Source organism: Rhodoferax sp. U2-2l (genome assembly GCF_020594515.1).
Classification (GTDB): domain Bacteria; phylum Pseudomonadota; class Gammaproteobacteria; order Burkholderiales; family Burkholderiaceae_C; genus Rhodoferax.
In genome coordinates, this window is the sequence record NZ_JAJCTH010000007.1 from 52,578 (window position 1) to 67,689 (window position 15,112).

Annotated in this window: 13 protein-coding genes; 5 read left to right on the forward strand and 8 right to left on the reverse strand. The window is 61.2% G+C overall.

Annotation, left to right across the window (positions count from 1 at the left end; all coding sequences use genetic code 11):
• Positions 1-58 precede the first annotated feature (58 nt).
• Entirely contained in the window at positions 59-1,708 is a 1,650-nt protein-coding gene (locus tag LHU53_RS08160) for a response regulator (RefSeq protein WP_227332147.1), read from the forward strand.
• Between the two features lie 113 nt (positions 1,709-1,821).
• Here LHU53_RS08160 and LHU53_RS08165 read toward each other — a convergent pair whose 3' ends face one another.
• From LHU53_RS08165 to LHU53_RS08190, 6 genes are all read right to left on the reverse strand, one after another.
• Entirely contained in the window at positions 1,822-2,520 is a 699-nt protein-coding gene (locus tag LHU53_RS08165) for an HPP family protein (protein ID WP_227332148.1), read from the reverse strand.
• A gap of 149 nt (positions 2,521-2,669) precedes the next feature.
• Positions 2,670-3,908: a radical SAM family heme chaperone HemW gene (gene hemW / locus LHU53_RS08170; RefSeq protein ID WP_227332149.1), complete on the reverse strand. Its 1,239-nt coding sequence runs from the start codon at positions 3,906-3,908 to the stop codon at positions 2,670-2,672.
• Positions 3,905-4,504 carry an RdgB/HAM1 family non-canonical purine NTP pyrophosphatase gene (gene rdgB, locus LHU53_RS08175; RefSeq protein WP_227332150.1) on the reverse strand — a complete coding sequence of 200 codons (600 nt, stop codon included), beginning with the start codon at positions 4,502-4,504 and terminating at the stop codon, positions 3,905-3,907. Before rdgB ends, hemW begins: the two co-directional genes overlap by 4 nt.
• 56 nt (positions 4,505-4,560) lie before the next feature.
• Entirely contained in the window at positions 4,561-5,283 is a 723-nt protein-coding gene (gene rph / locus LHU53_RS08180; protein ID WP_227332151.1) for a ribonuclease PH, read from the reverse strand.
• Between the two features lie 24 nt (positions 5,284-5,307).
• Positions 5,308-6,225 (reverse strand): PP2C family serine/threonine-protein phosphatase, encoded by a 918-nt coding sequence (locus LHU53_RS08185; protein ID WP_227332152.1) that lies wholly within the window; start codon positions 6,223-6,225, stop codon positions 5,308-5,310.
• Positions 6,225-7,229, reverse strand: coding sequence for a serine/threonine-protein kinase (locus LHU53_RS08190; protein ID WP_227332153.1), 1,005 nt, complete (start codon positions 7,227-7,229; stop codon positions 6,225-6,227). The genes LHU53_RS08185 and LHU53_RS08190 overlap by 1 nt, the downstream gene beginning before the upstream one ends.
• Before the next feature lie 76 nt (positions 7,230-7,305).
• Here LHU53_RS08190 and LHU53_RS08195 point away from each other — a divergent pair, with 76 nt between their 5' ends.
• The 4 genes from LHU53_RS08195 (at position 7,306) to LHU53_RS08210 (ending at position 11,457) form a co-directional block, all read left to right on the forward strand.
• Positions 7,306-8,223, forward strand: a complete 918-nt coding sequence (locus tag LHU53_RS08195; RefSeq protein ID WP_227332154.1) for a YicC/YloC family endoribonuclease — start codon at positions 7,306-7,308, stop codon at positions 8,221-8,223.
• A gap of 4 nt (positions 8,224-8,227) precedes the next feature.
• Entirely contained in the window at positions 8,228-8,848 is a 621-nt protein-coding gene (gene gmk / locus LHU53_RS08200) for a guanylate kinase (RefSeq protein WP_227332155.1), read from the forward strand.
• A 26-nt stretch (positions 8,849-8,874) separates the two neighbouring features.
• Entirely contained in the window at positions 8,875-9,078 is a 204-nt protein-coding gene (gene rpoZ / locus LHU53_RS08205; protein ID WP_227332156.1) for a DNA-directed RNA polymerase subunit omega, read from the forward strand.
• A 93-nt stretch (positions 9,079-9,171) separates the two neighbouring features.
• Complete coding sequence (locus tag LHU53_RS08210) at positions 9,172-11,457, forward strand: bifunctional (p)ppGpp synthetase/guanosine-3',5'-bis(diphosphate) 3'-pyrophosphohydrolase (RefSeq protein WP_227332157.1); 2,286 nt, start codon at positions 9,172-9,174, stop codon at positions 11,455-11,457.
• Between the two features lie 30 nt (positions 11,458-11,487).
• Here LHU53_RS08210 and LHU53_RS08215 read toward each other — a convergent pair whose 3' ends face one another.
• Both LHU53_RS08215 and LHU53_RS08220 read right to left on the reverse strand, forming a co-directional pair.
• Complete coding sequence (locus tag LHU53_RS08215; protein ID WP_227332158.1) at positions 11,488-12,591, reverse strand: sugar phosphate nucleotidyltransferase; 1,104 nt, start codon at positions 12,589-12,591, stop codon at positions 11,488-11,490.
• A gap of 96 nt (positions 12,592-12,687) precedes the next feature.
• A complete protein-coding gene (locus LHU53_RS08220; protein WP_227332159.1) occupies positions 12,688-15,096 on the reverse strand; it encodes a glycosyltransferase family 2 protein in 2,409 nt (802 codons plus the stop codon).
• Positions 15,097-15,112: the final 16 nt, after the last annotated feature.

A 15,112-nucleotide genomic window follows, 5' to 3' on the forward strand; every position in this document is an offset into this window, starting at 1 on the left:
CAGGAATCCCGCTTGAAACGCCTACACCGCACCGACCACCCCTGCCACGCAGGTTGCCATGGCGCTGCTTGACGACGATCTCTCCACCAGCAGCGCGCTGGTGATTGACGCCAACCCCACCTCACGCTCGGTGCTGGTGTCCCAGTTGCGCGACTTTGGCATGGGCACGGTGGTGCAAACCGCGCGCCTGCAGGATGCCCGACGCCAGCTGGAGTTCCGCAAGTTTGATGTGGTGTTGTGCGAGTTGCACTTTGCCGATGACACCATGACCGGGCAAGACCTGCTGGACGACCTGCGACGCAACCAGTTGCTGCCGTTTGCCACCGTGTTTCTGATGGTCACCGGCGAAGCCACTTACACCAAGGTGGCCGAGGCGGCTGAGTCGGCGCTGGACGGATACCTGCTCAAGCCCCACAAGGCCAACCAGCTCGGCGAGCGGCTGCGTCAGGCACGCATCCGCAAAGCCTCTTTGCAGGACATCTTCAGCGCCATCGAGGCAGAAGATTTCGACACCGCCGCCCGGCTGTGCCTGCAGCGCTTTGAGACCAAGGGCCTGTTCTGGTTGTATGCCGCGCGCGTCGGGGCCGAGCTGCTGCTGCGCATCGGCAAATTTGATCAGGCGCAAAAGCTGTACCAGGCGGTGGTGGCTGCCAAAACCCTGCCCTGGGCCAAACTGGGGGTGGCGCGTTCGCTCCTGGACGAGGGCCAGACCGCCAAAGCGGTCAGCACGCTGGAAAACCTGATCAGCGAAGACCCCAACTACGCCGACGCGTATGACGTGATGGGCCGCGCCCAATTCGAGCAAGGCAAGTTTGCCGACGCGCTGGCCACCTACAAAATGGCCAGCCAGCTGACACCGGCCTCCATCACACGGCTGCAAAACCTGGGGCTGATGAGTTACTACTGTGGCGACCGCAAAACCGCCGAGCAGGTGCTGGACCGCACCACCCGCCTGGGCCTGGACTCGAAGATGTTTGACTGCCAGACGCTGGTGCTGCTGGCGTTTGCGCGTTTTGAGAGCGGCGACCACAAGGGCCTGCAGCGCTGCCGCGACGACTTTGCCCGCCTGATCGAGCGCAGCCCCGACAACGCCCGACTGCAGCGCCTGAGCGGCATCGTGGACGCGTTACAACTGCTTGACAAGGGGCAGTTCGCGCAAGCGCTCCAAGCCATTCGCAGCCAGTGCCAACGTGTCAAGGACACGGATTTTGACTTTGAATCCGCGTCCAACCTGGTAGCGCTGCTGGCCCAACTGGGCCACAAAGCGATCCAGCTCGACGAGGTCGAGGCCGTGGTTACCACGCTGGGCCTGCGGTTTGCCGGCACCCGGGCCTTGTCCGAGCTGCTGGCAGGCGCTGCCGGTATTCACCCCCCCTATGCCGACATCGTGCGCCGTGCCCACAGCCACATCCTGAAACTGGCTGAAACCGCCATGTCACTCAGCATGGGCGGCGACCCGCAGGCGGCCGTGCTCGACCTGATTCGCCACGGCCAGGACACGCTGAGTGGCAAGCTGATCGAAACCGCCTACCTGGTGATGCACCGCTACGCCGACAAGATCAAGAACACGGCCGAACTCACCCCCCTTGTCCATGACCTGCGGGTGCGTTACCGCACCCAGATCACGCGCGCGGCGCTGGGTGAACCCAAGCGCCAGGCCGGTGGCCTGACCCTGCGCGCTGGCAACAAGACAGAGAAGGCGACCTGACCCGTTGCTGGCCGGACTTGGGGAGCCCTGCCCCGTGCCACGACCCGGGGGGCCTCCCTGCATCCGACTCCTGGATGGCGGATCAAGTCCGCCATGACCCTGCTCTGGGTGGCTCAGCCCCACAGGTCCAGCGGCGGGTCGGTCACCACGGCACGCAAAATGTCGGAGCGCGAGATGAACCCAGCCACCAACCCCGCCTCGTCCACCGCCGGCAACCCGGGCAGGCCGGTGTCCAGCAGCACCCGCGCCACCCGGCGGATGTCGGCGTCGGGCGCCACACTGGGCACCGGGGTGACCATGATGTCCTTGACGTTTTGCATCATCAGCGCGCGCCAGGCCAGCGCGTGGCTGTCGGGTGATGGCAGCCGCTCGGGCTTGAGCAAATCCGCCCGCGTCAGCAGGCCCACCAGGTGGTTGGTGGCGTCCACCACCGGCGCCTGGCCGACGCCTTTTTCGCTGAGGATTTGCCACGCCTGCAGCACCGTGGCGCTGTCTTTGATGGTGATGATCTGTGCGCTCATCACGTGGCTGACCCGCGTCAAAGGCTGGCGCGCGGTGCTGCCCGCACGCGTGTCGGTATAGGCCGACAGCGGGCTGCGCCGGGATTCGTCAGCGCCCACCGCAGCACTGGCCAACTTGTTGGCCTCCGACTCAACAAACGCGCCAGACGACTCTGCCAGCGCGTCACGCCCCTCTTGCCCGGCAGCCAGCACACGGCGCGCGCGCGTCAGCGCGTCCACACCACCCACCTGGCGCAATTGCTCCATGCTGCCGCGAAACAGTTGCCCCTGCATGCCGTAAACAGAAAACATGGCGTGTTGCCTCCTTGTAGGGTTGCCGCGCGCGAGACCAGGTGCCGTGACCACGCGGCGATAAGGGCCGATCCGGGCCGCGTCAATCCGGCGGCTATAGGTTTTATCGACGCTTGCTGGCCCGGACTTGATTCCCGGCCAAAAACCACTCAGGCTTTGGGCAAAAACAGCGCCTGCAGGTCGTTCAAAAAATCAAAGCCACGCGCGGTGGGTTGCACATGGTTCAGGCCGTCGGTCAACAGGCCGCGCGTTTGGGCTTCTTGCAGCGCGGCAGTGATGGCGGTGATGGGCAATCCCGTGCGTTCGGTAAAACTTGGCAACGCAAAACCATCGGCCAGGCGCAAGGCGTTGAGCATGAACTCAAACGGCAACTCGGCGCGTTTCACCTCGTTCTCCTGCGCCAGCGCGGTTCCGGCCAAGGCTTGCGTCATATAACGCGCCGGGTCACGCAGGCGCACCTGGCGCAGCACGCGGTGGGCAAAACTGAGCTTGCTGTGCGCCCCCGCGCCAATGCCCAGATAGTCACCAAACTGCCAGTAGTTCAGGTTGTGCGCGCAGCCATGACCGGGCCGGGCGTAGGCTGACACCTCGTAGCGGCGCATGCCGTGCTCACCCGTCAGGTCGGTGATCAGGTCCAGCATGTCGGCGGCCAGATCGTCCTCCACCGGTGCGGGCGGATGTTTGGCAAAGTAGGTGTTGGGCTCGATGGTCAGGTGGTAGATGGACAAGTGCGGCGGCGCATAGGACAAAGCGGTTGCCACATCGGCCCGCAGGTCATCCAGCGTCTGGCCCGGCAAGGCATACATCAGGTCCAGGTTAAACGTCTCAAAGTTAACAGCCGCTTCCTCCAGCGCAGCCTGAGCTTGAGCCCGGTTGTGGACGCGACCCAGGGTTTGCAGGTAGCTATCGTTGAAGCTCTGCACCCCGACCGACAGGCGCGTGACACCGGCCGCGCGGAAGGCTTTGAAGCGGTCTTTCTCAAACGTGCCGGGGTTGGCTTCCAGCGTGATTTCAGCGTCAGCCGCCAGCTTGACCCGGGCGCGAATACCGCCCAAGAGTTGATCAATGGCTGCTGGCGAAAACAGGCTGGGCGTGCCACCCCCAATGAACACGGTCTGCACGCTGCGACCCCAGATGAGCGGCAGCGATGCTTCCAGATCGGCCATCAGGGCGTTGATGTAAGCCTGCTCAGGCAGCTCGGACGTGCGCAGTTCGTGGGAGTTGAAGTCGCAATACGGACACTTTTTCAGGCACCATGGTAGGTGGATGTAGAGCGACAGTGGTGGCAGGCTGGTGAGCTGCAGCGTGCCTGGGCGCATGTAGTGCTGGATATCGTGCGGCTGCACGGCCTGCTCTGGCGCGTCTGATGTTGGCTGGATCGGGATCACAGCCAGCGCTCACGCATCAGTGCCACCATGGCCGCCGCCGCCCGACCGCGGTGGCTGTGGGCGTTTTTCACCTCGGTGGGCAACTGGGCAAAGGTCTGGCCAAACGCGGGGATGAACATCACCGGATCAAAGCCAAATCCATTGCTGCCCAGACGCTCGCACGCAATCTCGCCCACCACCCGGCCCACCGCCACCAGTGGCTCGGGGTCTTGCGGGTTGCGCACGGCTACCAGCGTGCTGACCATCGCGGCGCGGCGGTTCTCTACACCCGCCATCTGCTCCAGCAAGGCACGCACATTGTTGTCGTCGCTCTTGGGGTAACCAAACTGGGTGGCGTAATACGCGGTTTGCACGCCGGGCAGACCACCAAACGCGTCCACGCACAGGCCGGCGTCATCGGCCACCGCAGGCAGACCGCTGTGCTCGGCGGCGTGGCGGGCCTTGGCCAGCGCGTTTTCAATGAAGGTGTGAAACGGCTCGGCCGCCTCCGCAATGCCCAGGCTGCCCTGGGTGATCAGCTCAAAACCCAGCGGCGCAAACATGGCCTGCAATTCAGCCAGCTTGCCGGGGTTGTTGGATGCCAGAACGATTTTCATGAGACAAATAAGCGTCAAGCGCTTTTAGATAAGGGAAGGGGCACAGAGCTGTCAAATCAATAAGCGGCCCGTTGCAGTTGGATCAGTTCACGAATGCCCTTGTCGGCCAGCGCCAGCAGCGCATCCATCTCGGCACGGGTGAAGGCCGCGCCCTCGGCGGTGCCTTGTACTTCGACAAAATGACCGGCACCGGTCATCACCACATTCATGTCGGTGTCACAGGCCGAGTCTTCCACATAGTCCAGATCCAGCAGCGGCGTGCCTTGCACAATGCCCACCGAGACGGCGGCCACGTGGTTCAGGATCGGTGACTCGGTGAGTTTGCCCTGCGCCAGCAGCCAGTTGACTGCGTCCTGCGCCGCCACAAACGCGCCGGTGATCGCCGCAGTGCGGGTACCGCCGTCAGCCTGCAACACGTCGCAGTCCAGGTGGATGGTGCGCTCGCCCAGGCGTTTCAAATCAAACACGCTGCGCAGCGCGCGGCCAATCAGGCGCTGAATCTCTTGCGTGCGGCCGGACTGTTTGCCGCGGGCGGCCTCGCGGTCGCTGCGGGTGTGGGTGGCGCGCGGCAACATGCCGTATTCGGCGGTAACCCAGCCTTCGCCGCTGCCTTTTTTATGGCCGGGTACTTTCTCCTCAACAGAGGCGGTGCACAACACCCGGGTGTTGCCAAACGCGATCAGCACCGAGCCTTCGGCGTGCATGGTGTAGTGGCGGGTGATGGTCACCGGGCGCAAAGCATCTGCGGCGCGCGCCTCGGTGCGTAAAAAATCAGTCATCAGGGATACCTTTGCAGTCAAAAATCAGGTCTTTTTCTTCAGGGATGAGCGGCGAATGGCCTCGTTGATCTCGGCAATCGAGCGCTCGATGGCGTCGTCATCCAGATCGTCCGAGTCCGGGTCCAGCCAGCCACCCTGCACCGTGGAGGCAAACACCCCGTCCAGAATCGAGTCAGTGGTGATCGAACCCCGGGTAGATTCAAACGTGTCGGGCGTTTCCCAAGCCATCGCCAGGCAGGTGACGTTATCCGATTTGCGACCCGCCAGGCGCAAGGCCTTCTCCACCAGCTCCGGCACCGCCACATCCACCGGTTGACGGGTCAGATCAGCAACGATGTCCTCTTCCTTCAGGGCCGACCACAAGCCGTCGGAGCACAGCATGATGCGGTCACCCTGTTGCAGGTTCACCGGCCCCACCACCGAAAACACGGGCTTGGTGGGCGAGCCCAGGCAGGTAAACAACACGTTGCGGTTTTTGGGGGCTTGCGGCTGCGATGCCGAGGGCTTGAGCAAATCGTGCTCCAGCAACGAGTGGTCACGCGTGCGGGTCAGCAGCTCGCCACGGCGAATCAGGTACAGCCGCGAGTCGCCACAGTGCGTCCAGGCGACGCAGCCTTCTTGCACCACGGCCACCACCAAGGTGGTGCGCGGGGGGTCGAGCATGGCGCGGTCCATGGCGTAACGCAAGATTTGCCGATGCGCCGCCCGCACCACATTGTTCAAAAACGCCTGTACATCAGGCAGTTCGGGGCGGGCCTCGTTCTGGAACATGGTGGCGATGGTCTGTACCGCCAGCTGCGCCGCCACCTCACCATCGGGGTGCCCACCCATGCCGTCGGCGAGCATGAAAATGGCCGATCCGCTGGTGTAGCAATAACCCATGCGGTCTTCGTTTTTGTCGCGCCCGCCTTTGCGGCTCACCTGAAAAACGGAGAACTTCATCACACTTTGTGGCTGGGCCCCGTGGCCTTGAGCACGGTCTTTTTGGTGCCAGTGACCATGTTGTCAAACTGCAGACGCACCTTGTCGCCCACGCTCAGCCGGGTGTAGCGCCGCTCGCCGGGGCTATTGAACTCTCTTTGCAGGGCAAACACCGACTGCGGGCGCGCCAACGGGTCCAGCGCCATGCACCACTGCACCACCTCGATCAGGTTGTCGGAATAGATGCCCTGCAGCCGCTTGAAGGCTTGCGCCATCGGATCGGTGGCGACACGTTGCGGCGCCTCGTTGGGCGGAAACCCCTGCATGCAGGCGAAGATACAGGCGCCAATGGCGTAAATATCGGTCCAGGGGCCCATGGCACTGTCGCGCCGGTACATCTCGGGGGCGGCAAAACCTGGCGTGTACATCGGGCGGATGAAGTTGCCCTCTTTGCTGAGCACCTCACGCGCCGCGCCGAAGTCAATCAGCACCGCCTTGTTGTCGTCGGTGATGAAGATGTTGGCCGGCTTGATGTCCAGGTGCAGCATCTTGTGCTGGTGCACGATGCGCAGGCCACGCAAGATCTCCTCAAACAGCGAGCGGATGGTGGACTCGCGAAACACCTTGGGCTGCTTCAGGTCACGCGCGATGATGATGAAATCCTGCAGGCTGGCGCCTTCCAGGTAGTTCATCACCATGTAGACCGTGTCGTTTTCCCGAAAAAAATTCATCACACTCACCACCGAGGGGTGGGAGATCTGGGCCAGCGACCGGCCTTCCTCAAAAAAACTTTTCAAGCCCAGCCGGTACAAAGACAACTTTTCAGGCGCCACCTGCGGCGCCAACTCACCCGGCTCGCGGCTGGTCAGCGACGCGGGCAAATACTCCTTGATGGCCACTTGCTGGCCCTCAGCGTCGGTGGCCTGGTACACCACGCCAAATCCCCCGGCCGCCACCTTGCGCACAACCTGATACCCACCAATCAAGGTGCCAGGCGGCAGGGGAGATGGCTTGACCTTGGACATATTTTTCAATCGGGGAACCGCGCACTGGGTGAGAACCGGGTTATTCTCAAACTCACCCCATTTGAAGAAGATCGCAATGTCAGTTTACAGCATGACTGGTTACGCCAGCGCCCAGTACAGCCCTGCCAAAGAGGCCTCTGACGGTGATGGCAAGAGCCCCGCAAGCCCGCGCTTGGGGCTGGAAATCCGGGCGGTGAACAGCCGTTTTCTGGACCTGTCTTTTCGCCTGCCCGAAGAATTGCGTGCCTGCGAACCCGCCCTGCGCGAAAAGCTGGGCGCACGGCTCAAACGTGGCAAGGTCGAGTTGCGCGCAGCCATTGAAAGCACCACCGCCAGCGTCGTCACCGAACCCTCCACCCGGCTGCTGCAACGCCTGAACGCGATTCAAGACAATGTGAGGGCGTGGTTGCCCTCGGCGCAGCCGCTGAGCGTGGCCGAGGTCATCCGCCTGGCGGTGAACGAATCACCCCCTGGCAAAGAATGGCAAACCGAGGCACTGCAACTGGCGGATGATGTGCTCAACGCCTTGATGTCGGCGCGTGAGCGCGAAGGCGCCCGGCTCGCGACCATGCTGTTTGACCGCATCGGCCAACTGCGTTCCCTGGCCGCCCAGGCCGAGCCGCTGATCCCGCAACTGGTGGCGCAGCAACGCCAGCGCTTTCTGGACCGCTGGGCCCAAGCCATGGAGATAACCGACGGCCAGGCCAAGTCCGACATGGCGCAAGACCGCGCCCTGACCGAGGCCACCGCCTTTGCCATCCGCATTGATGTGGCCGAAGAACTGACGCGGCTGGCATCGCATCTGGACGAACTGGAGCGGCTGGTGAAAAAAGGCGGCGAAATCGGCAAACGACTCGACTTTTTGATTCAGGAATTACACCGCGAGGCCAACACGCTGGGCTCCAAATCCGCTGCGCTGGAGCTCACCCATATCTCGGTTGACATGAAAGTACTGATCGAGCAAATGCGCGAACAAGTGCAAAACATAGAGTAAACGTATGGACTACCCGGGAAACCTTTTTGTCGTGGCGGCTCCCAGCGGGGCTGGCAAATCCAGCCTGGTCAAAGCGCTGATGGAAGTGGACTCGCACGTGCAGCCCTCGGTGTCACACACCACACGGGCGCCGCGCGGGCAGGAAAAACACGGGCGCGAGTACTTTTTTGTCTCAGAGACAGAGTTCGACGCGATGGTGCAGGCCGACGCCTTTGTCGAGTGGGCCCATGTGCACAACCACCGCTACGGCACCTCCAAAAAAGCCATCGAAGAGCGCATGAGCCAGGGTGCTGACGTGATCCTGGAGATTGACTTTCAGGGCGCCTTGCAGATCAAACAAGTTTTCGCCAATGCGGTGACGATCTTCATCCTGCCGCCCAGCTGGGACGAATTACGTTCCCGGCTGGAGCGGCGCGGCGAAGACGCCTCCGAAGTGATCGAAGTCAGGCTGCATAACGCCGCGCTGGAGATGGCGCAGGTGAGCCAATTCGACTTCGTTATAATCAACGAGTTGTTTGACCGGGCCGTGTTTGACCTCAAATCCATTGTCCACGCTCAACGACTCAAGTATCTGGCGCAGCGCCGCGCCAGGGCTGAAACATTCAAAGCACTGCATATTTCTTAGTGCGCCCACCTGGTTTTGGAGAAGTCATGGCCCGTATCACTGTTGAAGACTGCCTGGTGCAGATTCCCAATCGCTTTCAGCTGGTGTTGGCCGCGTCCTACCGTGCCCGCATGCTGAGCCAAGGTCACACCCCCAAGGTCGAGAGCAAGAACAAACCGGGCGTGACCGCCCTGCGCGAAATTGCCGCTGGCAAAATCGGCATCGAGATGCTGAAGAAAGTGCCGCTCTGATCTGAGGCGCATTTGCCCCCAGCCAAGCACCGCTTTGCGGTGCTTTTTTGTTGCCAGTGCGCCAAAGGCTGACCCGCAAGCTATATTCAAGGCATGAGCACCCCCGTCAAGCCCGAATCGGCAGCCCCAACGCGATCGCCCAAATCAGCCCCGCAGGTGTTGACCTCGGCGGGTGCGAACGCAGCTGCGGCCAGCCTGGCGAGCCTGACCAACAAGCTGGACTATTTGAGCCCGACCGATCTGGCCAACGTTCGGCTGGCTTACCGGTTTGCCGACGAAGCCCACCTGGGCCAGCTCAGAAACAGCGGCGAGCCCTACATCACCCACCCGATTGCCGTGGCGGCGCAGTGCGCCGAATGGAAGCTCGACGCCCAGGCGCTGATGGCGGCCTTGTTGCACGACGCCATGGAAGACTGCGGCATCACCAAGGCGGAGCTGATCGAACGCTTTGGCCCGTCGGTGGCTGAATTGGTCGATGGCCTGACCAAGCTGGAGAAACTGCACTTCAACACGCGCGAAGAGAACCAGGCCGAGTCTTTTCGCAAAATGCTGCTCGCCATGGCGCGCGATGTGCGGGTGATCCTGATCAAGCTGGCCGATCGCACCCATAACATGCGCACCTTGTCAGATGCGCCGCGCGAAAAGTGGGCGCGTATTGCCTCGGAAACGCTCGACATCTACGCACCCATCGCCTACCGGCTTGGCCTGAACCAGACCTACCGCGAGTTGCAGGACCTGTCGTTCAAACACCTCAACACCTGGCGACATGCTGTTCTGACCAAAGCCGTGGCCAAGGCGCGCGGCCGTCGCCGCGACCTGATCCAAAAGGTGCAAAGTGACCTGGAAGCCACTTTTGCGCAACACAACTTGCCCGTGCGTATTGCCGGGCGCGAAAAAACCATCTATTCCATCTACAAGAAGATGGACGAAAAGAACCTGAGTTTTGCGCAGGTGACCGACATCTACGGCTTTCGTATCATCGTGCCGCACCTGATCGACTGCTACACGGCGTTGGGCCTGCTGCACCAGCTTTACAAACCTGTGCCGGGCAAGTTTAAAGACCACATCGCCATCAGCAAGATCAACGGCTACCAGTCGCTGCACACCACGCTGGTCGGCCCATCTGGCATCAACGTCGAGTTTCAGGTCCGCACCGAGGCCATGCACCTAGTGGCTGAAACCGGCGTGGCAGCGCACTGGCTCTACAAGGAAGTGGCCCAGACCGACGTCCAGCAAAATGACCGCATGGGCACCCAATGGTTGCAGTCGCTGCTGGACATCCAGGACGAAAACCGCGACGCCACCGAGTTCTGGGAACACGTCAAGGTCGATCTGTTTCCCGACGCGGTGTACGTCTTCACCCCCAAGAGCCAGATCATGGCGATGCCGCGCGGCGCTACCGTGATCGACTTTGCCTACGCCATCCACAGCAATGTGGGCGACCACACCCTATCGGCCAAAGTCAACGACGAGCCGGTTCCCCTGCGCACCGAAGTCAAAAATGGCGATGTGATCGAAGTCATCACCTCCCCCGATGCCACGCCCAACCCGGCCTGGCTGGGCTTTGTCCGCACGGCGCGTGCGCGCTCCAAGATCCGCCAGCACCTCAAGACCCTGGCGCAAACCGAGTCGGAAAGCCTGGGCGAGAAGATGCTGCTCCAAGCCGTTCGCTCAGAAGGCATCGAGAACTTGCCGGATACCACTGGTCAAAACGCCGCTGTTTGGGATAAGTTGCTGCGATTTAGCGGCAACAGAACCCAGGCCGAGCTGATGACTGATATTGGCCTGGGCAAACGCATTGCCAGCATCGTTGCCAAACGCTTGGCGAAATTGCTCGCTGATATTGGTGAAAAGCCCGACGCGTTGTTGCTCACCCGCGAGCGTTTTGTCACTGGCGACAATAGTTCTCAGGGCGCCGTTTTGATCGACGGCAGCGAAAGCACCTCGGTTCGTTTTGCCCACTGTTGCCGACCCATCCCGGGCGACAACATTGTGGGTTACCTCGGCCGTGGCGAGGGCCTGACCATCCACACCAGTGACTGCCAGGTTGCCCGAAAACTCAACCACAAAGACAGTGAGCGTTTCATCAGCGTGGAATGGTCCGATGAACCTGTGCGCACGTTCGAGACCGGCATCGTGGTCACCGTGACCAACGGCAAAGGTGTGTTGGCCAGCGTGGCCAGCGCCCTGGCGGCCGGTGGCGCGGACATCAACCAGGTCGACATGACCAATGAGTCATCCCACGGCGTGATGGACCTGCGCTTTGTCATTGCCGTGCGCGACCTGAGCCAACTGGAAACCGTCTTCAAAAACCTGCGCCGCACAACGGCTGTGCTCAAGGTGCAGCGCTCCAAAAACACCTCACCCATCCCCGGGTAACGCATGTAGCGGCGCGCTGGTGCGCACCGGTCAGGCGCGCGCATCGCCCCAGCGCAATTGGGCGGTTTCATCGCCGCGGTATTGGGTGTCGCCACGGCGGTCCACGCAGTACTCGGGCGACACGATCATCTCAAAGAAGCGCATGTCGGCCGCGATGCGGGTGTACTCAAATAACACGCTGCGCACCACCTTGGCGCCCGTGCGCAGGTGGCTGCCGTGGCCGATCCAGCTCGGCCCGGTGATGCTCACGCCCGGCTCAATGCGCACACTCGAACCAATGTAGACCGGCCCCTCAATGGCCACCTGATCCCACGGAATGGATGTGTTCAACCCCACCCACACGCCCGGCTTCACTTCGCGCCCGGGCATGTCCACCTCGGCCACGGCGCCGCGCAGCACCCGCTGCAACACCGACCAGTAGTCACTCACCCGACCAATGTCAATCCAGTTGAAAAACCGGTTCTGCACAAAAAACGGCAGCTTGTCGGCCACCAACTGCGGAAACAGCTGCAAACCAATGTCGTACACCTGGCCGGAGGGCACCAGGTCCAGCACCGCGGGCTCAAAAATATAGATGCCGGTGCTGGCCAACGTTGATTTGGCCGCGGCGGGGGTCGGCTTCTCTTGGAACGACACGATCTGGCCGCCCGGCTCGGCCACCACAATGCCGTACGCCTGAACCTCGACGGGTTGCACCTCCAAGGCCACCAGGCTGGCCAGCGCACCTTTGGTCTTGTGCTCATGCAGGGCCGAGCCAATGTCCAGGTCAATCAACGCGTCGCCACACAGCACCAGCGTGGTCTCGTCAAAAAAGCCGCTGAAATCCTGAATGCGCCGCATGCCTCCGGCCGAACCCATCGGGCGCGGCACCACCTCGCCGTGCGCCATCACCCCCTCAAACGAGTAGCCAATCTCGACCCCCCAGCGGTGGCCGTCGCCAAAATAGCGCTCGATCTTCTGGTGGTGGTAGGCCACATTCACCATGATCTGTTTGATGCCGTGGCGCGCCAGATGCTCAATCTGATACTCCATCAGCGGCTTGCCCAAAATGGGCACCATCGGTTTGGGTAAATCCGTGGTCAAAGGTCGCACCCGTGTGCTCTGCCCCGCCGCCAAAATCATGCCTTTAGCCATGTCAGTTACTCCCTCTCGAACCTCACAGTTACCAAACAATGGATGTGGTGGGCGCTTTTGATCCTGACGGACAAAGGCCCCTGGCCAAACCCCCGATCACCTTCCGACACGCGCCAGGCCCGCATCACACAGTGCTTTTGCGGCCGCTGGCGTGGCGGCTTCGGCGTAACAACGCAACTCGGGGGCGTTGCCGCTGGGGCGCAGGTGCACGATGTCTTGGTTGGCAAAGGTCACGCGCAGGCCGTCGGTCTGGTCGACGCTTATCACCGCACCGGAATCGGGTGCCAGCGTGCGCGCCATGTCTGCCGGGTTGGCCAGCAGGGTCTGGATCAGTGAGCGGCTCTTTTCATTGGCAAAACTTTGCAGCCGGTCGCTGGCGGTAAACCGCTTGGGCAAGTCGGTTGACAGCTCAGACAGCTTGCAGCCGCGCTGACGCGCCAGGCACAGCAACGCCAGCATGGGCAACACCGCATCGCGGGTTGGCAGGCGGGCCAACTGCCGGCTGCCCTGCTGCACGTCACTGCCCAGCAAAAAGCCGCCATTGGCCTCAAAACCCACCACGGTCCCGGCGCCCTGCGCGGCGTTCATACCCGCAATCACATACGGTGAGCCAATGCGGGTGCGAATGACCTGGGCAATGTCCTCAGGGCGTACCGCCTCGGTGTCGATCGGCACAAAGACTTCGGTTCGGCCCAGCGCCAGCACGTCGGCGCCCAGCCCCAGCAAGATCGCACGCAGGATGTCGCGCCCCACGCTCGAATGCTCATACACCGCCACCCGCAACCCGGCCAGCGCGCTGCTGCCAAAAAACTCCGTGTAGCGCTGCACGTAGGCGTCAGCCACGCGGACATCCGGCGCTGGCAAGGGGGCCGGTTCCAGGCTGGCGGGCAGCGTCACCGTGGCGGCCAGCATGGCTTGTTCATCGGCCTTGCTGATCTCGCCATCGACGCGGTAAAACTTGATGCCATTGCGATCGAACGGTATGTGGCTGCCGGTGATCACCACCGCCGGCACACCCAGCTGCGCCGCGTGATACGCCAGCGCCGGTGTGGGCAACGCCCCGGCATAAATCACTTTGGCACCGTGGTCGGCAGCCGCCGCGGCACACGCTGCCGCCATGCGCGGGCTGCTGGGGCGCAGATCGTGACCCAGTACCAATGTGGTGGCGCCCTTGGCCACCGTCTGCAGGAAGGCGCTGGCATAGGCGTAACACAACTCGTCGGTCATCTCGGCCACCAGGCCGCGTGCACCGCTGGTGCCAAAAGCCACCCCGGAGCGGTGGATGAGTTGGTTCATGCACATGGAGGTCATTGGCGTCATGGGAGTCATGTGGGGGCTTGGCAGCACATCGTTGCATCGCTTGAACGGATGGCGCGCAAGATTTGCAGGGTGATGTGATGGGGCCTGTGATCCATCGATGGCTTTCTTGGACAGATAAGAATCGAAATTTTCATTGGATTGAATCAGACCCGCCGTCAGCAAGGAGCTGGAATCCGCATACTTTTTACTCCCGGGATAAAACAAGACCATACCGGGATTCTGCTGGGTATGCCTCAGGTATCTTTTGTATTCGAGCGAGCCTCCAAAATGGACGCCTCTTGACACTTCGTTCTTGGCTTTCTCGTGAAAGTCTGCGAAAAATTTGAAATGCAGGATGGCACCGGTTATCAGGGATACTTTTGACCCAGGTGGCGCAAGAATGACATGGTTTGACAACCGCTTTACCCCCGTGGCCCATTTGACCAGCGGCATTTTTATCAAAGCCGGTGCGTAATGTGGCCGATCCTGCTTCAAAAAAGTCAGGCGTTCGCCAATTTTGATGGCAACCGTATTTAACAGTCGGTTTATAAAATCGACACGTTTTTGACGAGGGTAGAATTTTCTGATTCTTGGACCTCCCACCACTCTGATCCGGGGAAGTTCGTTGATTTGGCTGGTTCTGGCGCTGATTTTTCTGAAAATATAATCCGCATCAAAATAGGGACAAATCTCAAAAAACGGCTTGTCTGGCACACACACACCCGTCGACAAGTCGTCTTTCGGATACATATCCAGCAAAAAACCAAAAAGAGCCAAACTACCCTCTTCCTCCAAATAACGACACAGTTCTGGCAGTTTTATTCGCTCCATGTGAGGATATGCCAGCAATTCATCCGCGTCTGCCACGAGGGTCCAATGGCCCACGCCGCATTCATCCAGCAACATATTTTGCCAGTCCACGCCAGCACGAGATTCCTTGAAAGTATTGGACGGCTCGAAAACACGGCAATCCTTTTGCGTCAACAGGTACTCTCTTGAACCATCATTGGATTTGTCATCGACGACGAAGAATTGTTCGACACCCAGATTTCTGTAATAAGTCAGAAGATAGGGCAATCGGGTGATTTCGTTTCTCTCCACCAAGAAAAGTCGGACGTCGTTGGCATGCTGCGCCATGCAATGCGAATCCAGGCGTTTCAGCGTGAATTTATGATCAGGAGATGTAAGGACCGACATGTTTTCCATGATGCGACGCGTCCGG